The 23,974-nt window shown below is 63.6% G+C and carries 23 protein-coding genes; 20 read left to right on the top strand and 3 right to left on the bottom strand.

Annotation, left to right across the window (positions count from 1 at the left end; translation table 11 throughout):
• From AC239G_RS16215 to AC239G_RS16165, 11 genes are all read left to right on the top strand, one after another.
• Entirely contained in the window at window positions 1-876 is an 876-nt protein-coding gene (locus tag AC239G_RS16215; RefSeq protein ID WP_487489279.1) for a hypothetical protein, read from the top strand.
• A gap of 11 nt (window positions 877-887) precedes the next feature.
• The gene (locus tag AC239G_RS16210; protein WP_487489278.1) at window positions 888-1,871 is read left to right on the top strand and encodes a hypothetical protein; all 984 of its coding nucleotides are present in this window, start codon (window positions 888-890) and stop codon (window positions 1,869-1,871) included.
• 15 nt (window positions 1,872-1,886) lie between these two features.
• Window positions 1,887-3,008 carry a phage tail family protein gene (locus AC239G_RS16205; protein WP_487489277.1) on the top strand — a complete coding sequence of 374 codons (1,122 nt, stop codon included), beginning with the start codon at window positions 1,887-1,889 and terminating at the stop codon, window positions 3,006-3,008.
• Window positions 3,005-6,526, top strand: coding sequence for a hypothetical protein (locus AC239G_RS16200; protein WP_487489276.1), 3,522 nt, complete (start codon window positions 3,005-3,007; stop codon window positions 6,524-6,526). Before AC239G_RS16205 ends, AC239G_RS16200 begins: the two co-directional genes overlap by 4 nt.
• 184 nt (window positions 6,527-6,710) lie before the next feature.
• Complete coding sequence (locus tag AC239G_RS16195) at window positions 6,711-7,166, top strand: hypothetical protein (RefSeq protein ID WP_487489275.1); 456 nt, start codon at window positions 6,711-6,713, stop codon at window positions 7,164-7,166.
• A complete protein-coding gene (locus AC239G_RS16190; RefSeq protein ID WP_487489274.1) occupies window positions 7,163-7,624 on the top strand; it encodes a hypothetical protein in 462 nt (153 codons plus the stop codon). The genes AC239G_RS16195 and AC239G_RS16190 overlap by 4 nt, the downstream gene beginning before the upstream one ends.
• The gene (locus AC239G_RS16185) at window positions 7,617-8,066 is read left to right on the top strand and encodes a hypothetical protein (protein WP_487489273.1); all 450 of its coding nucleotides are present in this window, start codon (window positions 7,617-7,619) and stop codon (window positions 8,064-8,066) included. The genes AC239G_RS16190 and AC239G_RS16185 overlap by 8 nt, the downstream gene beginning before the upstream one ends.
• A gap of 3 nt (window positions 8,067-8,069) precedes the next feature.
• Complete coding sequence (locus AC239G_RS16180; RefSeq protein ID WP_487489272.1) at window positions 8,070-8,402, top strand: hypothetical protein; 333 nt, start codon at window positions 8,070-8,072, stop codon at window positions 8,400-8,402.
• A gap of 65 nt (window positions 8,403-8,467) precedes the next feature.
• Window positions 8,468-9,412 carry a CHAP domain-containing protein gene (locus AC239G_RS16175; RefSeq protein ID WP_487489271.1) on the top strand — a complete coding sequence of 315 codons (945 nt, stop codon included), beginning with the start codon at window positions 8,468-8,470 and terminating at the stop codon, window positions 9,410-9,412.
• Window positions 9,413-9,415: 3 nt separating this feature from the next.
• Entirely contained in the window at window positions 9,416-9,814 is a 399-nt protein-coding gene (locus tag AC239G_RS16170; RefSeq protein ID WP_487489270.1) for a hypothetical protein, read from the top strand.
• 277 nt (window positions 9,815-10,091) lie between these two features.
• A complete protein-coding gene (locus tag AC239G_RS16165) occupies window positions 10,092-10,628 on the top strand; it encodes a hypothetical protein (RefSeq protein WP_487489269.1) in 537 nt (178 codons plus the stop codon).
• Between the two features lie 161 nt (window positions 10,629-10,789).
• Here the strand turns inward: AC239G_RS16165 and AC239G_RS16160 are convergent, their stop codons facing one another.
• Together AC239G_RS16160 and AC239G_RS16155 are read right to left on the bottom strand one after the other, a co-directional pair.
• A complete protein-coding gene (locus tag AC239G_RS16160) occupies window positions 10,790-10,963 on the bottom strand; it encodes a hypothetical protein (protein WP_487489268.1) in 174 nt (57 codons plus the stop codon).
• A 2-nt stretch (window positions 10,964-10,965) separates the two neighbouring features.
• Complete coding sequence (locus AC239G_RS16155; RefSeq protein ID WP_487489267.1) at window positions 10,966-11,358, bottom strand: hypothetical protein; 393 nt, start codon at window positions 11,356-11,358, stop codon at window positions 10,966-10,968.
• A 445-nt stretch (window positions 11,359-11,803) separates the two neighbouring features.
• On the opposite strand from AC239G_RS16155, the gene AC239G_RS16150 reads away from it, so the two are divergent.
• The 5 genes from AC239G_RS16150 (at window position 11,804) to AC239G_RS16130 (ending at window position 16,765) form a co-directional block, all read left to right on the top strand.
• Window positions 11,804-12,421, top strand: coding sequence for a hypothetical protein (locus tag AC239G_RS16150; RefSeq protein WP_139467956.1), 618 nt, complete (start codon window positions 11,804-11,806; stop codon window positions 12,419-12,421).
• Entirely contained in the window at window positions 12,418-13,020 is a 603-nt protein-coding gene (locus AC239G_RS16145) for an OmpA family protein (RefSeq protein ID WP_139467957.1), read from the top strand. Before AC239G_RS16150 ends, AC239G_RS16145 begins: the two co-directional genes overlap by 4 nt.
• A 166-nt stretch (window positions 13,021-13,186) precedes the next feature.
• Complete coding sequence (locus AC239G_RS16140; RefSeq protein WP_482400809.1) at window positions 13,187-14,434, top strand: FAD-dependent oxidoreductase; 1,248 nt, start codon at window positions 13,187-13,189, stop codon at window positions 14,432-14,434.
• Window positions 14,435-14,563: 129 nt separating this feature from the next.
• Window positions 14,564-15,655 (top strand): proline racemase family protein, encoded by a 1,092-nt coding sequence (locus AC239G_RS16135; protein ID WP_139467959.1) that lies wholly within the window; start codon window positions 14,564-14,566, stop codon window positions 15,653-15,655.
• A 105-nt stretch (window positions 15,656-15,760) separates the two neighbouring features.
• Window positions 15,761-16,765: an Ldh family oxidoreductase gene (locus AC239G_RS16130; protein WP_139467960.1), complete on the top strand. Its 1,005-nt coding sequence runs from the start codon at window positions 15,761-15,763 to the stop codon at window positions 16,763-16,765.
• An 87-nt stretch (window positions 16,766-16,852) separates the two neighbouring features.
• Here the strand turns inward: AC239G_RS16130 and AC239G_RS16125 are convergent, their stop codons facing one another.
• Window positions 16,853-18,550, bottom strand: coding sequence for a PucR family transcriptional regulator (locus tag AC239G_RS16125; protein ID WP_259357323.1), 1,698 nt, complete (start codon window positions 18,548-18,550; stop codon window positions 16,853-16,855).
• Between the two features lie 113 nt (window positions 18,551-18,663).
• Between AC239G_RS16125 and AC239G_RS16120 the strand changes: the two genes are divergently transcribed.
• The 4 genes from AC239G_RS16120 to AC239G_RS16105 all read left to right on the top strand — a co-directional run bounded on the left by AC239G_RS16120 (window position 18,664) and on the right by AC239G_RS16105 (window position 23,619).
• Window positions 18,664-20,148, top strand: coding sequence for a CoA-acylating methylmalonate-semialdehyde dehydrogenase (locus AC239G_RS16120; RefSeq protein ID WP_482400808.1), 1,485 nt, complete (start codon window positions 18,664-18,666; stop codon window positions 20,146-20,148).
• Between the two features lie 80 nt (window positions 20,149-20,228).
• Complete coding sequence (locus AC239G_RS16115; protein ID WP_487489266.1) at window positions 20,229-21,644, top strand: aminotransferase class III-fold pyridoxal phosphate-dependent enzyme; 1,416 nt, start codon at window positions 20,229-20,231, stop codon at window positions 21,642-21,644.
• Window positions 21,645-21,964: 320 nt separating this feature from the next.
• Window positions 21,965-23,389, top strand: coding sequence for an inorganic phosphate transporter (locus AC239G_RS16110; RefSeq protein ID WP_482400806.1), 1,425 nt, complete (start codon window positions 21,965-21,967; stop codon window positions 23,387-23,389).
• A complete protein-coding gene (locus tag AC239G_RS16105) occupies window positions 23,386-23,619 on the top strand; it encodes a hypothetical protein (protein WP_172171696.1) in 234 nt (77 codons plus the stop codon). The genes AC239G_RS16110 and AC239G_RS16105 overlap by 4 nt, the downstream gene beginning before the upstream one ends.
• Window positions 23,620-23,974 lie beyond the last annotated feature (355 nt).

Below are 23,974 nucleotides of genomic sequence, written 5' to 3'. Positions count from 1 at the left end.
ATGAACCCACTCATCCACGCCGAGTTCGACCTCGACGGGTACCGGTTAGGCCCCGGCCACCCTGTCTACCTTTCTCGCATCGACACCCCGGGAATCGCGTGGCGGGACCAGGACATCGTCAACCCGGTTGGGTCGAACGTGTTCTTCGGCCGCGACTACGCCGACCCGAAACCCTGGGGCCTCGACTTCACCATCACCGGCACCACCCCCGCCGAAGCAGCCGAGAACTACTTCGCCCTCGCCAACGCCTGGGCGGCACAGCACATCCGCGACACTCCGGGCGCCGAACTGCCCCTGGATTTCAACATGCACGGCACCGCCCGCCGCATCTACGGCCGCCCCCGCGAGTTGAAGCTCGATGACGCCACGGACCTGTTCGTCCTCGAAACGATCAAGGCGAAGGCCACGTTCCAGCCCTCATCGGCCGAGATGGTCGACGGTGTCGCCCGGACAAAGACGATGACGATGACTCCCGGCGCTGCCGGCGGTTTCACCTTCCCTGTCGTGTTCCCTTTCACCACCACTCGCGGCGGGACGAGGCAGGGCATCATCACCGACGGCGGCGGACTCACACCCACCCACGATGTGCAGGTCACCATTCACGGACCTGTCGGTAAAGCACTCGCCTCGGGCCCCGATTGGGAGTTCGGTCTCACGAAGTCACTCGCTCACGACCGATCCATCACCCTCGACGCTCGCCGACAAACCATCCTCTGGGACACCGGAGCCTCCGCTGCCGGCCTCATCACAGCAGGTACTCGACTCGACGACATCACCATCCCGCCCGGACCCTCCGAGCTCACGTTCAAGGGCGAAGACCAGTCCGGCACATCCACCCTCACCGTCACCTGGCGGCCCACCATCACCACACTGTAAGGAGACCCACCATGCCATTGGATCAAGCCTGGGCCGTCGGCGGCGGAGCAGAGAACTCCGTCGAAGGGGCCCGCATGGCCACCTACGCTGCAACGAACGGTGGCCGCGGAGTCATCCTCCCCAGAGACATGAAGGTCTCTGCCCTGCCCGTCCCCGGTGCCGCCGTCCGCATCGAATCTGGCGGTTGTGTCTCTCCGAACACATACCTCGGCGAAGATGGCGCCGGACAGTCCTATGCAGGGCGAGAGAAGAGCAGTACAGATTTTCCCGTTGCACCGACTGGATCCGCGGGCGCCCAGGTGAAGTACCTCATTTGGGCGATCCACGACGAACAGTACGAAAACGATGAACCAGCAGACCCGGTCCACGACCCCCGCAACACCTACGAATGGGTCTCCACTCTCAACGGAATCACCTATCCCTGGGCACCCCTGGTGCAGCTCGACCAACCGGCGAACACCGCGGCGATCACAAAAGAAATGCTCACCGACATCCGCGAAGTCGCCAACCCCATCGTCACACCCGTCGTCCGCGCTCGCCCCATCAACAGTGACGAAGCGGAAACACTCACGGCGACGGGTGATAACGGTGAATGGTTCCCCAACCACGGAGCCGATCAGCGAATCTACGTTCCCCTCAATGCCACACGGGCGATCATCGAGGCCGAATGGATCCAAGTCGACGAGCCTGCCGGCAACGCCTACGGCGGCATCTGGGTCGAGTTCGGACCGTACTCGTCTCCCGGGAACCGTCAGTACTCGACGCAGCACGGACGATGGAACACCGGCGCCGGCAACGACTCCGAGCGGAAGAACTGGAAAGTCGTCGACGACATGTACATCCCGAAGGCAATTCGCGGCACCACCCAGGTGTTCGCGATGAAGGGCCGCGTCTCCTACGCCAGCGCAAACTCGGCACGCCCGAAGATCGACCAGCACTCCTTCGTGCAGCTGAAAGTCACGTTCCTCCAAGTCGCTGACCCATCGAGCTCCTGAGACAGGCGGACACCAATGAGCACCTGGCGATACATCGCCACCCGCATGAACGGAGACGGCACCGAGACGTTCCTCAACTTCAACGTGCCCCTCTCCAACGTGGAGGTCAACCCCGTCGTCAACGGACACGGCGGCATCAAGGGAACCATCACCCCTGAAATCGCGTCCCTGAAAACCGACGACGGGAACCACCTCTTCGTCCCCTGGTCGACAGCGATCTACGCCGAAGAAGACGGCCACATCCGCGGCGGAGGAATCCTCCAAGACCACGACGACGACACCCCGAAACTGCAGCTCGACTGCATCGGCCACACCGGCTACCTCGCCGACACCCGCTACACCGAGGTGAAGTCCATCGAACGAGACGACCCGCTCAAAGTCTCCAAACACCTGTGGGAACACACCCAAGCCCGCCCCCACTTCAACATCGGCGTCGAATTCGCCGGCGCAACCGAATCCCGGGAAATGTTCATCGGCGACGACTCCATCCTGCCCACCCAAACCCCCACCAAGGTCACCCCCTACGTCCTCGCCTACTACCAAACCCACGACCTCGCCAAAGAATTCGAGCTCCTCGCATCCCTCGCCCCATTCGAATACACCCTCACCCACGAATGGAACATCGACAAGACCGCAATCCGCCACATCCTCCACTACGGCTACCCACGCCTCGGCGCTCGCCGAACGGACCTCCGCTTCGTCGTCGGCGAGAACGTCGTCGCGCAGCCACGATTCGACATCGATGGGGATTCCTATGCCTCTGATGTGGTCGTCCTCGGCGCTGGCGAGGGGTCGAAGATGATGTGGAAGCCCGCAACGAACCCGTCACCGGGACGACTCGGCCGGGATGCGGTGATCATCGATAAATCAATCACCACCCCATCGGCTGCGCAGAAACGCGCGGATGCCGAGCTCAAGCTCCTCACCGGCACGGCAGACGTCACAGAAATCCAAGTTCGACAGCACGAACACGCCCCGTTGGGCTCCTACTCCGTCGGCGACGACATACGCCTCGAGACAGCCGACGGCTGGTCCGGAGTGCGCCGTTTGTGGGTGAAGATCCTCGGCATCCAGATCCGCCCGGAAACCAACGTAACGACCCTGCAAGTCATGCGCGCAGAGAAGGTGAGCAAATGACCCTGGACCGCCTCTACCGCGACGTCGAGAACCTCAAGCAACAGTACCGGGGTCTCGCTGGCGGACCGCAGCTTGCTCTCTCGTCCATCGAGAACGGTGCAATCGATTCGATGGACGCCGACGGCAACCTCAAAATGACCATCGGCCAGCAGGACGACGGCGGCAACACCATCAACGTCATCTCCGGCCCTACCCCACCCACACCGGTCGGGTTCACAGTCGACATCGACCATGGTAAGTTCATCGTCCACTGGTCCGGTGACTTCGACGGGGATGCCCTCGCCCCTTCGGATTGGTCGCGTGCTGAGGTGCATGCCTCACAGGATCCGTTCTTCGTTCCGTCCAGGGCTACGGCTCGTGGGTCGATTGTGTCGGCTGCCGGCGGTGAGGTGACGATCGGCGTCCTCAAGGGACCGTGGACAATCAAGATGCTCGCCTGGTCGCAGGCTGGAAAAATGTCTGCCCCGTCCGCCCCGGTGGATGTAGAGGTGCCGGGGTACGGCGACATTGTGCTCGAGGAGATCGACGCCGCCACGACGCTGATCAAGAACGCCGGCGAAATGCTCCTCGAAGGTCAGCAAACCCTCGCTGACAAGCTCGCGGGCATCGCTGATCTGGATCCGGAGGAGATCTCGGATGAGATCGCGCAGGCCCGGCAGGAAGCGATCGACGCTGCTATGGCCGAGCTCGACGCTCTCGAGGGCACGCTGACAACGAAGATCAACGGGAAGACGACGACTCAATGGTCGACGTCAGACCCTCCGGCGTCCTACTCCGGCACGATCGGTGACACGTGGGTCAAGCTCACAAGCCTCGGCACCGGTGGCCGGGAGATCGCTCGGTCCAAGTGGAACGGGACGAGCTGGACCGTTCACAAGGTAGACGGCGCTTCACTGTCCAATGTGGACGCTTCGACGATCACGGCGGGTTTCCTCGACGTCGCGAACCGGATCCGCTCCAATTCGATTTTCGGGGAGAAGCTCCTTATCGGCGGGGCGTCCGAGATGACTCACAACCCCTTCTTCGACACCGAAGGCGCCGGGTGGGGACCGAGTACCGGGGGTGCGACGTTCTCGTACTCATCCGAGGCGGCTCTCACCGGTCACACCTTCGGGCTCAAGTCCGCCCCTACCTCCGGCGGATCGACAATCTACATGACGTCGCTCGGCACCGGTGCGGCGGGAGTCGCTCCCCGGATCGTCATGGAATACGGAAAGCGTTACCGGGTCGAGGCTTGGGTCCGTCGGACGGCGGGGAGCGTGGCTAACCTCTCCTCATTGCAGTTGCGGACGTACTTCTATGCCACCCCGACGGGGGGAGCGATATCCAATCAACTCGCCGACGGCGGGACAGTGGACCCCTCGACGATCCCGGTCGACACTTGGGTCAAGGTGATCGGAGTCTGCACTCCGCCGTCCCCGGCATATGTCCACATGTACCCGAGACCGACGATATACACGTCGTCAACTCATCCCTCAGACGCCTCGACTTGGCATCTTGGGATGCTCTCGATCAAGGAGCAGGTCGACGGAACGCTCATCACTCCCGGCGGCATTCAGACTCCGCACCTCGCCGCCGATGTCCTCGAGGTCGGCAACCTCAAAGCCGGTACTGCCGCGCTCGCCGAAGCTGTCATCAAGAAGCTCTTCGCTGAGGTCGTCGTCGCCCGCATGGCACAGGCTGAGGAGTTCATCGGTGAGAACGCGATCCTCACCGGTGCCGTGACTGCACCGAAGATCACCGCGTCGGAGGAACTCTGGGCGAAGATCGCGCAGTTCGTGCGAATCTACGCCGAACAGCTCGACGCGGATGCGATCAACGGCATGGTCATCACCGCCCCCACGATTCAGTCTGCACGGTCTGGCCGCCGTTGGGTGGCTGGTGTTGATTCGATCCGTGTGATTGATGAGAACGAGGACGTACGCACCGAACTCTCCCCGGATGGTTCCACGTTCAAGGGTGAGGTTGAGGCCGAAACCCTCGTCGTAAACGAGGGTGCAGAGTTCAAGGCAAACAACACTCTCGCGCAGGGCGCGAAACTCACCTTGGCTGCTGGTGTCACAGACCCAACCGCACCGCCGACTGTGCAAACGTTCTGGGACGGGCTGGAATTCGAGAACCCTGCAGATGTTCCGCTTCTCGGTCTGGCATGGGATGGAACCAACTATTGGACCGTCGGACGAAGCGGCTGGTGGGAAGGTTCGAATCTCAAGACCGTCCTCAAAATCAATGCGACCACCGGCGCTACGGAGTCGTTCTACCTATACCCCACCGGCGGGAGTTACACAGAATTCTTCGGCGTTACTTGCATCGGCAGCGAGCTGTTCTTCCTCTATAGGACTCAGTACACGGGACGTGTCGTGGTCACTGACTTGAACTGTGTCGAGAAGCGGAAGTTCGATTTCGAGGACATGGGGTACTCGCCGACTAACCCCCTCACCTACAAACCGGGCATTGGCAACGATGGCACGAACGTGGTCATTGCGCACGCCCAGGACAACGGCACACTCAGAGTCCGCACTTTCAACAAGACCACCGGCGTGATCACGAAGAACGTGGCCGAGAACAACACCAACTTCAAGGGCAGTATCACCGGTGTGTATATCGGGTCCGCCGATGACGGGACCGCCCGCATCTACGTCAACAAGGTCGGCCCGGGACGCGTGTACGCCTACAACACGAACGCCGTATCGGACGGCACTGGCTCATTCGACACCGCCACAGCCAGCGCGGTCGGCGTGGCGTGGGCTGACGGAAAGTTCCGCACCCTCGACCCATCCGGGATCATCCATGAATACGCCGACATCAACATGGGTGACGAGACTGGTGACTGGTGGGCCACGTACCGGTGGTCCATCGATGAAAACGATGACGGATACAACGACTACACCTCCCGCATCGGACCCTCCGTACGCTTCACGTGGCCGCGCCGGTCGAAACTGAAATTCATCGGCGCACCCCTGCCTCAAGGTGTTGGGTACATCAGCCCGTCAATTGCGAAGAAGACCACGAAGCCCACACGGGTCGACTTCCGCACACCCAATTGGTCGGTGCGGGAAGGAACCTCGGTGGCGTGGTACAACACGCTGCCCACGGACTGGCAGTCCGGTTCGGCACCATCTGATACCAACGACTTCCCGAGTGCAGAACCATCCGTGCTGGAATCGGCCTCGGCTACTTTCCAGGTCAAGGGCGATGGTTCGGGACGGTGGGGCCCTCTGACGATCAGCACGGCAGGCAAGATCACCTCGGGGCTTCTGACACATGCCTCTGGGGAAGTCAGCATCACCCCCACCGGGTCATCGGGAACCAGAACGGGCAACGTGTATGTGACCTTCCCTGCTGGGCGGTTTTCTGTCGCTCCCAAGGTGGTCGTGTCCGCGCTCACTTCTGTGCCCGGAACCACGGTTGTGGGAGTGGGCGCATCGGGTGTCACGACCAGCGGGTTCACCGCCTATCTGGCGCGAGTCAACAACACCACGACCCCCTTGGCGTGGATCGCAATGGAGGAGGGCTGATGGAGCCAGAACCAATACTCATCACACGGTGGCTCACCTGCCATACCGGAGGGTGTGGAAACGCGGACATCACTCTGGAAGGGGTCATAGCAGAAGACGTAGACACCCTCGTTTGTGGGGTGTGTGCACAGCGAATAACCGACGTGGCCACCGAGCCGCCAGAGCCAGTGACGGAGATGCCGACATGGGAGCTATAACAGACGCCACCGACAAGGAGCTCGAGGACTACCGGCAGGCCATTGTGGCCGAGCAGGAACGCCGCCGCACCCTCGCCCAGGCAGGGAGACAGATGGACGATCTCGCCCGCGCCGTCCTGACTGCGCAGGGCATGAATCCCGGCGACCCATGGGCGCAGCCCACAGACGCGACGAACGCCTACCCGAAGGACTGGGAGACCACCCACAACGGCAAGGAATGGGTGTCCCTGGTGTCCGGGAACGTATGGGAGCCGGGAGTCTCCGCCTGGCGCGAGAAGACCACCGACAGCACCGTTCCCGAGTTCGTGCAGCCGACCGGCCAGCATGATGCGTACCAGTCCGGACAGCACGTCATCTTCGCCGGCACTGAGTATGTGTCGACGATCGACAACAACGTGTGGTCGCCAGCCGACTACCCCCAGGGCTGGGAGACCGTGTCGTGAGCGTCTCAAAGTTCATCGCCGAACACGTCCCAGCACTGCGGCAACGCACCGCGAAGAAACTCATACGCGCCATGGCATGGCTCGTCGCCGGCTTCGCCCTCACCGTCGGCACCACCCTCATCGCCACCACCCACACCAGCGCCCGAGTCCCCACACTCCGCGAATCTTTCCACCTCGCGCCACCCCATGTTTGGGGCGCCGTGTACGTCCTCCTCTCCGCAGGAATCGTCGTCGCCCTCGCCGTCCGCGGCCTCAAAGCCGGCACTCCACTGCTGCTCACATCCCTGGTCACGTTCCTCTGGGCGCTCGCCACCGGTCCGTCCCTGGTCGCGGCCGTCAGTTCGCTCGTCGCTTCCACCCCAACCCCGGACCCGCCCGGGTCACCCACCGCAATGTGGTTCGGCCTCACCCTCGCCGGCCTCATCGCCCTCATAGGACTCGGAGTCGACGATGAGTAAGCAAGTGAAGATCACCGGCAGCACGCACGCGTTCGCTGTCGTCATGTACGGGCTCCAAGCAGCCCTGGGAATCGAGTACATCGTCGGTATCGCCGAAGCAAAGTCCATGACCACCATCGCCGGCAACCCCGCCGTCATGCTGTGGGCACTGACCCTTGTCATCGGTGGCACCGTCGCCACGGCGGCGGCCCTCAACGGCCCCCGCTACCCTCGGCCGGCTCTGCTGCTCGAGCAGTGGGCGTGCGCGTTCCTCGCCGTCGCGTCCCTCTGGTACGAGGTGACGCTCGTCATCGGCAACGGCCTGACGGTCATGCACACGCAGACTCAGGCGGTCGCCGTGGCCGTGGCCAGCATCGCCCGGGCCATACAGGTTCATCGAGAGAGGGCACGGATTCTGGCAGCGGAGGCGCAACAGACGGCAATGCCCGTGGACGAGAGGTGACCAGTGTGGCTAGACACCGTCGAATCAATCCTTGGCCACCTCGCCACGATCCTCGGCGTCCTCTTCGGTGCCGGCGGCATCGTCGGTATCCTCTACGGCCTCATCCGCCGCTGGTTGCGATCCTCGAAACCACCCGCCGTCGATGTTGTCCAGGGCGAAGTCGTCGACCCGTTCGTGAAGTCCCTGCAGGAACAACTCACCGACGAGAAGGAGGAAAACGCTCACCTGCAGCATCTCCTCGACCGTGAACGCAAGGACCACAAGGCCACCGGGCAGCGACTCAGCGACGCACTCCTGAGACTCGCCGCGGCAGGCCTGCCCTACCAAGACATCTGACCCCAACCACAAGCCCCTGCCACTCGGTACGGGGCTTCACTCATGCCCTCAGGAAGGAGGGACTCATGGCCACACCATCTCAACTCGTCGCCAAGGCAACATCGAAAGTCGGCACCACTGAGATCGGATACACCAACCAGGTCGAGTTCAACGACTGGTTCTACGGCGGACGATCCAAATACGGATCGTGGGCCGCCTGGTGTGCCGCGTTCACATCCTGGGCCTGCGCCCAGATCGGCATGAAAGCCAACGTCGACTACCCACACACCGCCGGTGTCGCGATCGCCCGATCCTGGGCACAGCAACGCGGCCGATGGGTGTCCCCGTCGAACATCAAGAAGGGAGACCTCGTCGTCTTCCTCCCCCACTTCTCCCACATCGCTATCGCCCGGGCCGACGCCTCCGGCGGGACTGTGAAGACTGTCGAGGGCAACACCTCACCAGGGTCCAGCGGGTCACAGCGCGACGGCGGCGGCGTGTGGAACCGCACCCGTCCGCTCTCCCTCGTCGGCGGAGGAATCCGCCTCAACTTCACCAGCACCGAAACCACCACCCCCAGTAAGCCCACCGAACCAGAAGGGATCTTCGGCATGAGCGTCACCAACGCAGGCTTCAGAAACAAGGACATCGCCCTCCCGAAGGGGAAGTGGAAGTCCATCCCCACCGACGACGCCGGCGGCTACTCGCTCGGCATCCTCAACAACGGCACCAGCTTCATCGCTGACACGGAACTCACGTTCAAGGGCCTGAAGCCGGGCGCCGCGGTCATCGGCCGCTTCTACCTCGTCTCCTACAAGAAGGGCACCCCCACCCGCCGGTTGAAGGGTGGCACCTACCCGGCCAAGGAAATCGTCGGAACTGCGGGCACCAGCCTCGGCTCGGTGATGCAGATGGCGAAATCGTCCCGCACCCCCGACAAGGGGCGCAGCATCCGACTCCGCTTCGAAGTGTTCGCCGGGACGAAAGGCGTCACCGTCACCAAAGCCTCCCACCGATTCGCAAAGGACTGACCCATGAACCTCAACGAAATCATCCCCGCCGCTTGGCGGAAACCCACCTACGCCGCCTACGCCCTCATCGGTGTTGCCCTCGGCGCGATCGCCACCGCCTATGGACCCGAGCATGTGCCCGCCTGGCACGCCGTGGCCACGAACGTGTTCCTCTACGTCGGTGGCGCGTTCGGACTCACCGCGGCCGCGAACACCATCGTCAACCAGCGAGCCAACGGTGACGAGCCGATCATCGAACCCGATGACGACAACGACATCATCGACCCCGACGAAATCGAACCAGAGGAGGAGCTCGACTCCCTCGAGGTGGTGAAGGCCGACGAGCAGGCTGCCCTCGACGCGCAACTCGCAGCCGAGATCGACGAGACACCCCCAGCAGAGGGCTACCGTCCCCGGCACTGAACCGGTAAACTCACCTACCTAGTTCCCCGACTAGATGCGTCCGCTGGACGCCCGGCCCCGGCCTCACCTCACGGTGGGGTCGGGGCTTTTTCGTGTCCGCGCCTGGGAGCATACTGATCCCATGATCGAGGACTACGGCGCCGCGACCTGGCGATACTGGCAGAAGATCCGCAACGATGTCGGCAATTCAAGAGCCCACAGGCCGTGACCCTGGGTCGGCCTTGACTCTGAACTGTGCACACCGAGGACACACATCTGGGGCGCGTACATTCAGAAGATGAATGAAGTCGAGAAAACCAAACAAGAAAGGGAGCCACTGCTGCTAACGACAGTGCTTTTCAGCTCCCTGCCACCTAACCTTTTTACTGACGAATCACCGGCGAAGTACACGGTCGACGCGGTCTTCAACCGGAGAGTTGAGCCGTCGGAAATTTCAGCCATCGAGAGCTTCAAGTCGCTAGAGGTTCTCTCGCGCTCGGGGTTCGGAGACGTGGCGCTCGAGGTTCAAGACCGTCGATTGCTCATCCACAACACCTGCCTTGAGCAGCTCCGGGACGGTTTAGCCACCGTTATTGCTCGACTGCTCACTGACATTTGGACGGACAACGAGCGGCAACGCTTGGAAGCCGTCGTTCTTGCTCGGGCAGATGCTGAGCGTGAACTTGAGAGAGCTCAGGCTGTTCTCGACCTTGCGCGCGAAGTCTCGTTTGACGCCAATCGGGTCTCGCTCCACGATTCTGAGGCGAAACGCGATGATGAGGCGGAGAATCAATCGCTTTCGTGGGAGAACGAAGGTGGGCACAACTTTCAATAGGCCTAGCGAATTACTCTGGTTTGAAGGTGCAGGCTCTGGGAGCGCGAACGATTGAGTCAACTGCGCTATGACGCGATCTTCGTCGAGTTCAACGACCGGCGCACGCAGACTGTCGGGGCTTGGTTGCCGCGGGACATGTGTGATGGCCGGGGGGAGCGGGCCTAGCCGGCGTCCTCCTCGGCTTCCCACCGCTCGTATTCGGCGTTCTCGGCGCGTTCGTCCGCTCGGGCTTTGCGCATACCTCGGCGCACACCCTCTTCGATGACGAAGATTGATACGAAGAGAGCGATGAACACGATGCCCGCGACGCCGATGATGGGACCAATGACTTCCATGATTACTCCTCCTCGTCGCTTCCGAAGGACACGATCTGTCCGCCCATCTTCTCCTGGAGGCTGCGTACGTCGTCGGTGTTGATCACCCAGTTCTCTCCGGTGAGCCATTCGCCGCCGGCGGCACTGAAGATGGAGTCTTTGGTATCCGCGATTCGTTGCTGTACGGCGTCGTGGGTGAGGTAGACGGACAGTACGGTGTCGGTGCCGCAGTCGCCGGACTGGGCAGCGCCGAGGACCTGATTGGATTCGTCCCATTCCTCGCAGTCGCCGCCGGCTTTGATAAAGGCATCCCGGAGGGCGTTGATGTCGTCGTATGAACCGCCAGATTTTTCAGGTCCGCATCCCACGAGGAGAAGGGTGAGCACGGCTAAGGCGGAAATGAATGGTTTGCGCATGATCGGATCTTAGAACTTTCTGTGTGTCGATGGTCGGCAACTACGCACTTAGTGTCCGATTCGTTATTGAGGCAACCGTGGGCGGGCACGCTGTGGGCACAATTTGGGCACATCTGGGAATAGCCAGACCACTCTCCGCTGCTGCCAAGCCCCGAGAATCCGCCGATCGAGCGCCGGGCTGGGCGTTCAATCGGGTTCAAATCCCACCGGCTCCGCGTGAGGCAGAACCCCTGCGATCCGATGAGAATTCGGGTGCAGGGGTTCTTGCGTTCCCACAGAATCGCGTTTGCCCGCGAGTGCCGACGCCTTTGTTCGTCTCGACTTACGTTCGATGTAGTGAAAGTTCACCTGTCCGGGGTAAGTTGATCCGCGTCCGCCCCCGCGCCACCGGAGCTCACCAGCAGAGGTGCTGCTCCGGCGAGTACTGAGGAGAACTCCCATCGCTATGCCCCTGATCCGCAAGACAGCTCTGTCCGCTGCCGCCGCAGCTTTGGCGCTGACCCTGGCCGCCTGCTCGTCCGGAGACGACACAGAGGAGCCGAACGCCGAGGGTGCCGAGACCCAAGGCGCTGCGCAGGAGTCCGGTGAGGCCGCAGGTTCGAAGGGTGAATCCGGATCCGCCGAGGCGGCCGGCCTCGATCCGAAGGATCTTCCCGATCCTGTCGCTTCCCAGGAGATTCCCGCCGCCGTTGACGGCGATGACAAGGCAACGATGACTGTCGAGCTGTTCCCTCTGAAGCGTCAGGGCGAGACGGTCGTGGCCCAGTTCGCGTTCAGTGTGAACTCTGATCAGACCGACGAGGACGACGACGGTGACGATCTCTACGGCTATCTGGGCGGGAGCTGGGCGCCGTTCCTTGTCGACTCGCAGAACCTGCGCAAGCACAACGTGTTGGATAAGTTCCCGCAGCGAGCGCAGACGAATGTCCAACAGACGAAGTTCAAACCCGGCCAGACCCACTACGCCTTCGCTGTCTTCGCGGCCCCGCCGCCGGATGTCGATGAGGTCGAGGTCTCCGTCGTCGACGGTATGAACCTCGCCACCGGAGTGAAGATCTCGTGAAGCCGGCAGCCGTCGGTCCTGCAGCGGTGATTCTTGCTGCCGGCATTGTCGTCGCCGGTCCACCCGCACTCGCGTTCGCAGACTCAGTGACTTCGCAGGACATCGCCAACCGAGATGCCCCGACTCCGGAGGACTTCACCGATCCCGACCAGTCGCAGATCGACAAGAGCATTGTCGAACTCGAACCGGAGATCTATGACCTGGACAAAGGCATCGAGGACGTGGAGACAACCAAAGCCAGTGGCGGCGATACCGTGGTCACGCTCGACACGGATATCCTCTTCGACTTCGACTCGGCTGAGCTCAGCGACACAGCGAAGAAGAAGATCAAGGACCTTGTCGAGGATCTGCCGTCCGACTCCGAGATCACCGTCGGCGGGCATACGGATTCCAAAGGCGAAGACGACTACAACAAGAAGCTCTCCGAAGACCGAGCGAAAGCCGTCGCCGAGGTGCTCACCTCGGAGGACTCGGACCTTGACGTGACGGCAAAGGGTTTCGGCGAGTCCGAGCCCGTCGAGTCGAACGAGAAGAACGGCAAGGACGACCCCGAGGGCCGGGCGAAGAACCGTCGCGTCGAAATCCGCTACGAAGGCTGAGCCTGATCTGGGGCTGTCCGGGAAGAGCGGCTGAGGCCATTGACGAACCTGACCGCACTGCATAGCGTCTCTCTCAATAGATGGTCATACAAAAGTCAGCTTCGGTGACGTCGGCCCTGATCGGACCGCGAAACAGCCGATTCGGGGACCAATGGAGGGCAACCGATTGAAGACAGTCATCGTCGGAGGCGGTGTGGTCGGGCTGACCATCGCGTACGAACTTGCGCTGCGCGGACACGACGTCACAGTCATCGAGGCTGCCCGCTGCGGTTCGGGCGCCTCTCACGGAAATGCCGCAAAGATCGCCATCGCCGAGAGCACCCCGGTGCCTGCCCCGGGTGTGCTGCTTCAGGGGATCCGATGGATGCTCAAACCCGACAGCCCACTATCGATCAAGCCGTCCCTTGCGCCCGGCTATCTCAGTTTCCTGTTGCGGATGGCCAGGCACTGCAACGCACGTGACTTCGAAGCCGGACTCGACCTCCACCTGCGCCTCGGCGAGGATGCGAACGATCTCTTCGATGAGTATCAGGCTCAAGGCATCGACTTCGAGATGCACGACCGCGGTGTGCTGCTGGCTTTCGAGACTCGGGAACGCTTCGACGAGCACTGTGCGAGCTTGCCTGCTTTCGAGGCCGCCGGCCACCGGCCGCGGCGACTGCATGATGACGAAGTCCGCGAGGCCGAACCGGCTCTCAGCGAACGCATCCGCCACGGTCTCTCCTTCTCCGCTGACCGACAGATCGAACCCGATTCTCTGACGGCGGGTCTCCTCACGAAACTCTCCGATCTCGGGGTCGCCGTGCGAGAAGACACTCGCGTCGGACGCTTTGTTCGCTCAGGCGACGCTGTGACCGCAGTTGTCACCTCCGACGCGGAGGTCATCAAGGCGGACGCTCTAGTCATCTCTGCCGGTGTCCCGTCCGGCGCATTGGCCAGGCAACTCGGCCAGAAGATCCCGATCTACTCCGGCAAGGGCTACAGCATCGATTACTCACCGGCCCCGATTCAGCTGCGCACATCGCTGACCCTCGAAGATGCACGAGTCGCAGTCACTCCGCTGGACGGCATGCTCCGGCTGGCAGGCACGATGGAGTTCGGCAGTACCGACGACGATGTCAACGAGGTTTGCGTCGGTGCGATCCGCCGCTCCGCGCAGGAGTCATTCCGTGATTGGGGCGACGGTCAGGGAGAACTGGCTCCATGGGCAGGGTCGCGCCCAATGACACCTGACGGCCTTCCCGTCATCGGACGACTTGACTCTGTGAAGAACGCCTACATCAATTCCGGACATGCGATGCTCGGTCTGACACTGGCACCGGGATCTGCCCGTCTGCTGGCCGGACTCATGACTGACGGAAGCTCGACGTTGCCAGACGAACTTCTCGCCCGGGTTTCACCGAACCGGTTCTGAACGTCTCTCGTCGGCATCGAACCTCTTCGCCGACACCCCACACGAAATGAGGAAAGTTCCATGACCACACAGCAAGTCGCCGGCAGCGAAGTCGTGGGCTGAGGCCCGCCCGAGCAGAGACGAGGGAACGTGAAGAACAGACAGCTCATCCAGGCCGTCGATGTTCACGCGGCCGGCGAACCCGGCCGAGTGCTCATCGGCTCGGGACTGCGGGTCAAAGGTGCCACGATGGGCGAAAAGCTCCGATACTGCGAAGAGCACCTCGACGACTTCCGGAACCTCATCCTCCACGAACCCCGCGGCTATCCCGGCCTGTGCTCGCCGATCGTCGTGCCTGCGACGGATCCGAGCTGCGATTTCGGAATGATCGTGATGGAGCAGGGCGGGTTCAAGCCGATGTCCGGATCGAACCTCATCTGCACCGTCACGGCGCTGATCGAGACGGGGTCCGTCGACGTCAGCGAACCGGTCACCGAGCTGCGGGTCGATACCGCCGCCGGTGTCGTCACGGTCCGCGCCGAGGTGGAGGCCGGCCGAGCGAAATCGGTGACCTTCGACAATGTCCCGGCTTTCGTCCACGGACTCGACCTGCCTCTCGAGGTGCCTGGGTACGGGACGATTCCCGTCGACATCGTCTTCGGCGGTCAGTTCTACGTACAGACTGCGTCGGACAACCTCGGCGTGGATCTTGATCCTGGCAATGCCAAGGAGATCATCAGGGCTGCCAGCGTGTTGCGGCAGGCGGCGAACGAGACCTTCGAGGTGAGGCATCCCCTCATCCCTGAAATCGATTCGATCGGTCTGCCGCTGATCCACGGACCCGCACGAACTGAGGGCACCGACGGACGCAACGCCGTCGTCCTGCCCAACGGCATAGTCGACCTCGACGATCCGAGCACGTGGACTGGGACTTTCGACCGCTCGCCGTGCGGCACCGGGACGAGCGGGCGAGTGGCGGCCAAACACGCCCGCGGCGAACTGCGCGTCGGTCAGCGATTCGTCCACGAATCGATGATGGGTACGACCTTCACCGCCGTGGTGAAGGAAGAGACCGAGATCGGCGGTAGTCCAGCCGTCATCCCTTCGATTACCGGGCGCGGGTGGATCACAGGATTCCAACAGCTCGTGCTCGAGGCCGATGATCCGTTTCCGGTCGGCTTCACCGTCGGAGACATCTGGAGCGGCGGTACGAGGGCAGCAGAACCAGGAGTCGACGGCTGAGACGCGGATATGGCGGGGCAGGATCGATGACTGTTCGAGCGGTAGTCTGCTGATCAAGGCCAATGGTCGAAGCCGACACGATTCGCTGCACACGAGGAGCGCACAATGACGAACGAACCCGACCGCATCTCTTTCGATGATCTTGTCTCGGCGATCGAAGCCAAGCTCACCGCCGCAGGAGCCTCTTCGGCGGTTGCGAGAGTGCTGGCGACCAACTGTGCCACCTGCGAACGCGACGGCACTCTCAGCCACGGAGTCTTCAGGGTCGCCGGCTATCTCGATTCATTGAATCGAGGCTGGGCAGATGGGGCAGCAGAAGCGAGCATCGACGTCGTCGGCCCTTCCTATATCCGCATCGACGGTCACAATGGTTTCGCTCAACCTGCACTCGCCGAGGCGGGGCCGACGATCGACAAGGCGCTCGACGACACCGGTGTCGCCGTCATCGCTCTGCGCAACACCCATCACTTCAGTGCCCTGTGGCCCGACCTCGAGGCATTTGCACGCGACGGTCGGGTGGCGATGGGGATGATCGCCAGCGGCAAGCTCGCCGTTGTTCCCGAGGGGGCCACTCGTCCGGTCTTCAGTACCAATCCGTTCGGTTTCGCCACACCCGTGGCTGACGCGGACCCGATCGTCTTCGACTTCTCCACGTCGTCGATGTCCCACGGGGATCTGCAGCTGCTGCGGGCAGAAGGCCAGGACGTTCCGGTCGGGACCGGGGTCGACTCGACCGGCGCGGACACCACGGATCCGAACGCCATCCTCGACGGCGGCGGCATCCGCCCGATCGGCGGGCATAAGGGTGCGCTGCTGTCGTTCATGATCGAAACGCTTGCCGCAGGGCTGACCGGCGGTGCCTTCACCTATGAGGTCGACGCGGAGGCCCCCGAGGGCGCCCACACCTTCCGGACCGGTCAGCTCTTCATCGTCATTGATCCCGAGCGCGGCGGCAACGACGCCTACCTCGCTCGGGTGCGCGAATTCGTCGACATGCTCCGCGATGCGGGCATGGACCGTCAGCCCGGTGACCGTCGCTACGCCAATCGCGCCGAGGCGGCCGAACGCGGAATCCCCGTCACCGACACGATTCGCGCTATATTCGACTGAACTTCTGTCGACCGGCCGAAGCCTGCTCTGTCCCGGGCAGCACACGACCCCGCTGGAGGGAGTCGCCGACTCCGTCGAGTACGGTCCTCAGCCGTACATCCGCCACCACAGCAGCGCTACGTGCAGTGCCGTGCGTGACTCCGCATCGTCGAGTGAGACGCCGAGGCGGTCCTGCAGGCGATTGATCCGTGCGTAGAGCGCGGGCCGGGACAGATGCCCGGCCCGCGCCATCGCCGACTTGTTGCCGCCATGGGAGAGGTAGAGCTCGAGGAAGTCGAGCAGTCCGTCGTCTGCGGCGTTCGCAGCGAATGGCAGAACGCCGTCCCGGCGTCCGTCTTCGCCGAGCAGCGGCCCCAGCTCTCCCTCGGCGAAGGCACGCAGCCGGGAGTCCTCGGCCAGCAGAGACAGCAGCCCGCGGATGCGCACGTCCGAGGAGCGGTAGAACGCACGCTCACGCACATCGAGCGTCGACGCGACCTCGGCGACGTGAGAAGCGGCTTCGAAACCGGCGACAGCGCGAAGCAGAGAAGTGCTGCCACGGCCGACCCCGACCACCCAGCTCGCAGCAAGCCCATCGAGCTCGGCGAGCAGACGGGTGAGCCGTTCATCGGCTTCCTCCGCACCGCGCAGACTCGGCTGCGATCGTCGGTTTCTCCCGCGACAGGGCCCCACAACGAACCCGAACACGCCTGACTGCAGGCTCGTCATGAGCAGACACAGATTGAGGCGTGAGGCGGCAGAGGCGATCTCCTGCGTCAGGCCGCGCTCCTGCAGCTGCACCCGAGTCGGATCGGTGTCGGCCTCACGATCGATGCGGACGACCACTGGGGTGAGTTCGGCTCCTTCCGCAGGAGTGAATCCCAGAGAGCGGGCGCGCTCCCTTGCCGAACGCTCGTCGATGCCCTCTGAGTCCGTGATCTCTCGGATCAGGCCGCTTTGGGCCTGCAGCAGCAGATCCTGCTCATCGCGATCGGCCATTCGAGTCAGCGTCAGGGCTTCACCCGCACGTTCGATGACCTGCTCGAGATCGGCGACGGACTCGGCGGCGCCGGGTACGACGAGCCGGCCCCACCGGCGAGAACGCAGCCCCACCGGCGTCTGCCGCCACTGCGCCGGCGCGTGACCGCCGGGCGTCGTACTCGCACCGCTGACGAGGTCGACCCACTTCTGCGCGAGAGCCTGCGAACCACGGCCGGAATGCGCGAGAACCCGATGGGACACATCCTCGAGGACCACCGCCGTGCCCAACAGCTCTGCAGTGCGGTCGACGATCGTCTGCGCCTCGGCCCGATCGAGACTCAGCTGCGTGTACGTCTCGTGGATCTCCCGGGCATGTTCGAGCCGCGAGATCTGCTGTGCGAGAAGGCTGCGGTGCGCGAGCTCGGTGATCCTGACGAACTTCACCCGACGCGGCAGGACGATGACAGGCAGTTCCCTCGCCGAGGCGGCCGCGGCCGCGATCTCGCGCGCTTCCTCATCGTGGGTCGAGTTCTCATCGACGAGTTCGATGATCGTCCCAGCCGCACCTGCGCGCTCGAGCTGGTCGAGGAACTCCGTCATCGCCGCAGGCGAGTGGCGGAAGGCCGTGGCGGTGGTCAACACGAGCTCACCACCCTCGAGGAAGCGCTCGACATGCTCGGAATCGGCGATGTGGACCCAGCGGATAGCCCGGTCGAGGCCTGCCTCGCCGGCAAGTACCGCAGGCTCTGCAGCCCTGATCTCCTCGAACTCGAGCAGACCGGCGATGCTCAACGATGCCCCGCTCGACTCCCGTGCAGTGTCCATTGACACAGTGTAAAGCCGAGGGCGAAGATTCTGACATTCTGACACTTCCGAGATCGGCAAAGCGGACAGAGGATGGACTCAACCGACGTACCGACGACGCAGAAGGACTCTTCATGGCAACGCTCTCCCACTGGATCAACGGACGGACCGTCACCGCGGACACCGACACCCGCCTCGGCGATATCACGAACCCGGCCACCGGAGTCGTCAGCGGCCAGGTGGCCCTGGGGTCGAAGGCCACCGTGGAATCGGCGATCGCCGCAGCATCCGCCGCGTTCCCCGCCTGGCGCGACACGTCCCTGGCCAAGCGGACCGCTGTCCTCTTCAACTTCCGCGAACTGCTCAACGCTCGGAAGCAGGAACTGGCCGAGATCATCACCGCCGAACACGGCAAGGTCGTCTCCGACGCTCTCGGCGAGGTCGCCCGCGGCCAGGAAGTCGTCGAATTCGCGTGCGGCATCGCGGGCCACCTGCGCGGCGGTCATACGGAGAACGCCTCGACGAACATCGACGTCCACTCCCTGCGCCAGCCGATCGGCGTTTCCGCGATCATCTCTCCCTTCAACTTCCCGGCCATGGTCCCGATGTGGTTCTTCCCCGTGGCCATCGCCACCGGAAACACCGTCGTGCTCAAGCCCTCGGAGAAGGACCCCTCGGCCGCGAACTGGCTCGCCGAGCTGTGGAAGGAAGCCGGGCTGCCCGATGGCGTGTTCAACGTCGTCCACGGTGACAAGGAAGCCGTCGACACGATCCTCGAGAGCCCCGAGGTCGCCTCGGTGTCCTTCGTCGGGTCGACCCCGATCGCAAAATACGTCTACGAGAACGGCACCGCCACCGGCAAGCGCGTCCAGGCGCTCGGCGGAGCGAAGAACCATATGCTCGTCCTGCCCGATGCGGACCTCGACCTCGCCGCCGACGCCGCCGTCAACGCCGGCTACGGCGCCGCAGGTGAGCGCTGCATGGCGATCTCCGTGGTCGTCGCTGTCGACTCCATCGCCGATGAGCTCGTGGCGAAGATCGCTGAACGCACCAAGACACTGCGCGTGGGTGACGGTGCCACCGAGCCGGACATGGGACCACTGGTCACCGCCGCCCACCGCGACAAGGTTGCCGGCTACATCGATGCCGGCGCCGAGGCGGGAGCCACCGTCGTCCTCGACGGCCGAGAGAACACCCCGGCCGAGGGATTCTTCCTCAACCCGACCCTCTTCGACAACGTCACCCCCGACATGTCGATCTACACCGATGAGATCTTCGGACCCGTCCTCGCCGTCGTCCGCGTCCCCGGCTACGACGAGGGCATCGACCTCATCAACTCCAACCCCTACGGCAACGGCACCGCGATCTTCACCAACGACGGCGGTGCTGCCCGCCGATACGAGAACGAGGTCGAGGTCGGTATGGTCGGCATCAACGTGCCCATCCCCGTGCCCGTGGGCTACTACTCCTTCGGCGGATGGAAGAACTCGCTGTTCGGCGACACTCACGCCTACGGTGACGAAGGCGTCCACTTCTTCACCCGCGGCAAGGTCGTCACCTCACGCTGGCTCGATCCCAGCCACGGCGGACTCAACCTCGGATTCCCCACCAACGACTGAACCGACCACCACTGACGTCCGCCCCGACCCGGGGCGGACGTTCACGCAACGACGAACCACCTCGGCGAAGGAGCCCTGACATGACCACCACCGCGGATTCCCCGCTCACCGAATCGCACCTCGACGCTGATCGCTCGGGCGCTGATCGGATCGATGCGCAGCAGATCGAGGCCGGGCGACGTGCCCACGAACTCGACCGTGCGCACGTCTTCCACTCCTGGCAGGCTCAGGGGCCGTTCGACCCGCTGACGATCGTCGACGCCGCCGGCCCCTACGTCTGGGACGGTGAGGGTCGAAAGCTGCTCGACATGTCTTCGCAGCTGGTCAACACCAATATCGGCCATCAGCACCCGGCCGTCGTTGCGGCCATCCAGGAGCAGGCCGGCCGGCTGTGCACCATCGCGCCGCAGCACGTCAACGACGCCCGCTCCGAGGCGGCCCGACTCATCGCCGAACGCACCCCGGGCGACCTCGACCATGTGTTCTTCACAAACGGGGGAGCCGATGCGAACGAGCACGCGATCCGGATGGCCCGACTGCACACCGGTCGGACGAAGGTGCTCTCGGCCTACCGCAGCTACCACGGCGGCACGCAGCTGGCCGTCAACGTCACCGGTGACCCGCGCAGGTTCGCCAACGACTACTCCGCTGAGGGCATCGTCCACTTCATGCCTGCCTACCCCTACCGGTCGTACTTCAACTCGACGTCCGAGGCCGAGGAGACGCAGCGGGCGCTGGCCCATCTCGAGGACATGATCACCCTCGAGGGGCCCGGCAATATCGCGGCCCTCATCCTCGAGACCGTGCCGGGCACCGCGGGGATCTACGCCCCACCGGCCGGCTACCTCGCCGGCGTGCGGGAACTGACGGCGAGGTACGGGATCGTCTTCATCGCCGACGAGGTGATGGCCGGATTCGGCCGCACCGGTCGCTGGTTCGCCGTCGACCACTGGGACGTCACCCCGGACCTCATCACCTTCGCCAAGGGCGTGAACTCCGGATACGTCCCGCTCGGCGGAGTCGCCATCTCGGACGCGATCTTCGAGACCTTCCGCGACCGGGCATACCCGGGCGGACTGACCTACTCGGGACATCCGCTCGCCTGTGCGGCAGCGGTCGCGACGATCACCGCGATGGAGGACGAGGGGATGATCGCCAATGCCGAGCGCCTCGGCGAGGACATCATCGGCCCGACTCTGCGGGAGATGGCGCAGCGCCACCCCTCGGTCGGGGATGTCCGGGGTCTCGGCTGCTTCTGGGCCGTCGAGCTCGTGAAGGACCGGACGACGAAGGAGCCGCTGGCGGCCTACGGCGGCAGCTCACCGGAGATGAACGAGGTCATCGCAGCGCTTAAGGCCGAAGGCGTGCTGCCGTTCGCGAACTTCAACCGCATCCACGTCGTGCCGCCGCTGAACACTCCGGACGAGGATGTCAGGTTCGGACTCGCCGCCCTGGATCGGGCACTCGACGTCGCGGATCGGTACGTCACGGAGTAGATTCGTCACGCGTGAAGGAGGAGTCGCCTCGGCGAAGTCACGCCGCGGTTTCCGCGGTTGACTGCGTGAGGCGGGGAGCCGCCTCGGCGAGGGATTGCTGTTTTCGGGCCCCGTTCGGAATGTGAGTGCTATTGCACTCTCGGCCGGGCGGGGCCCGTTTGCGCACGTCAAAAGTGAACAAAAGGTGAATGAGGTGGAGTAGGGTCGAATTGCGGGTGAAGAGCGGTTGAATCTGTGGGTAGACTTCTGCGGGATAGTGATGGCTGGCCGTCAGCTGCATCATCCACGGTCCGAATAGTGTCTACACCCAAGGTCGATTAGTGGAAATCATCTTCGTCGTCGTGCTCGTCATCGCACTGGCACTGTTCTTCGACTTCACCAATGGCTTTCACGATACGGCCAATGCCATGGCCACACCGATCGCGACCGGGGCCATCAAACCGAAGGCGGCGGTCACGCTTGCCGCGATCCTCAACCTCGTCGGTGCCTTCCTCTCCACCGAGGTGGCCAAGACCATCTCGGGCGGCATCATCAAGGAAGGCGGCGGGGGAGTCCAGATCACTCCCGACTTCATCCTCGCCGGCCTCATCGGAGCCATCATCTGGAACATGGCGACATGGCGCTTCGGCCTGCCATCATCCTCGTCCCACGCACTCTTCGGGGGCCTCATCGGTGCGGCCATCGTCGGTGCCGGACTCAACTCCGTCGACTACGGAGTGTTCCTGTCCAAGGTCGTCATCCCGGCTCTGGCTGCCCCGCTCATCGCCGGATTCAGCGCCTACCTGTGCACGAAGATCGCCTACGTGATCACTCGCCGCAACGAGGAGGGCAAGACCGCCCGGCGTGCACCGTTCAAGTACGGGCAGATCTTCTCGTCCTCGCTGGTGGCGCTCGCCCACGGAACAAATGATGCGCAGAAGACGATGGGCGTCATCACCCTCGTGCTCGTCTCCGCCAACCTGCAGGAGCACGGCACCGGCCCGCATATCTGGGTGATCACCGCATGTGCTCTGGCGATCGCGCTGGGCACCTATGTCGGCGGATGGCGCATCATCGACACTCTCGGCACGAAGCTGACGACGGTCAAGCCCGCTCAGGGACTGTCGGCCGAGACGTCGACGGCGGCCGCCATCCTCGCCTCTTCCCACCTCGGCTTCGCTCTGTCGACGACGCAGGTCGCCTCCGGCTCCGTGCTCGGTTCGGGACTGGGCCGCAAGGGCGCCGATGTCCAGTGGTCGACGGCCGGACGGATCGCATCCGGTTGGCTGCTGACGATTCCGGCCGCCGCGATCGTCGGCGGAATCGCCGCCGGCATCGCTCACCTGGGAACGGTCGGCGTCGTCGTCGACACGGTCATCGCCGTGGTCGTGGTGCTGTGGATCTACCTCAGTTCCCGCCGGGTCGAGGAGACGGACATCTCGAACTTCGACACCGTCGGCGAGGCCGTCAACATCCGCGGCCGCAAGCGCAAGCTGCGTAAGGACCGCAACCGCAAACGTGCTCAGGAGAAGAGAGAAGCTCGATACGAGGCCTGGGCGGAGAAGCAGGCGGCGAAAGAGAAGCGCCGTGCCCACCGCGATGCGAAGAAGAACGGGGCGGTTCCCGCCGAGGCTGCGAAGACGAGTTCATCGTCGACCGGATCTGCTTCCGGAGCCGATGCGGGCCGGGCCTCGAACACCGGAGCCGATGCGGGCAGGGCAGATGCGAGCAGGGCAGATGCGAGCGATAAGGGAGACGCGAAATGATCGAGTGGAGTTCGTTCGCCATCGTTGCAGCCGCGACATGGGTCTCGGCCATCATCGTCATCACTCTGTTCTCCGTCGGAGTGCGGATGCGCGCCGCGCACCTCGACCGCGTCGAGGAGGGCCGCAGCAGCTCAGCGCTGCCGGTCGGCTACTGGGCGGTCTTCGGCATCTGCGGAGCGGTCGTGCTGCTCGGCGTCTACCTCATCGTCCCGGCCCTCCACGGCGCCTGAGCTTACCTGGCCCGGTGAGCATCCCTCACCGTTGGTGGCATAACCAACCTCTGGATTGCCGTCGGTCACCGATAGCGGCTACTCCTACAGTTGCACCAGGGTGTTTTGGCACTGCGACAGTGTTTTGCGACTGCCTCTTGGTTATGAGACGCGCGTAAGGGAACAGCGTTGCCGCATGGGTGTGCCCGCGGCGTGCTTTCGCGGGCAGAGCCGAGACGAACAAATAGAATTCCGTCCATGGGGCATTCGGATACGGGCGATGAGCTGCCATCCTATGTGCGCAACGCAATAGGTGAGGCGGACCCGCAACTTGTCAGTCGGTGGGTCAAGGAGCTCGATCGGACCGGGCAGATGG

The sequence above is a fragment of the Brevibacterium sp. Lmc1 genome (genome assembly GCF_057654315.1).
Note: the sequence above shows the minus strand (reverse complement) of the source record. Positions and strands in the feature narration are given on the sequence as shown.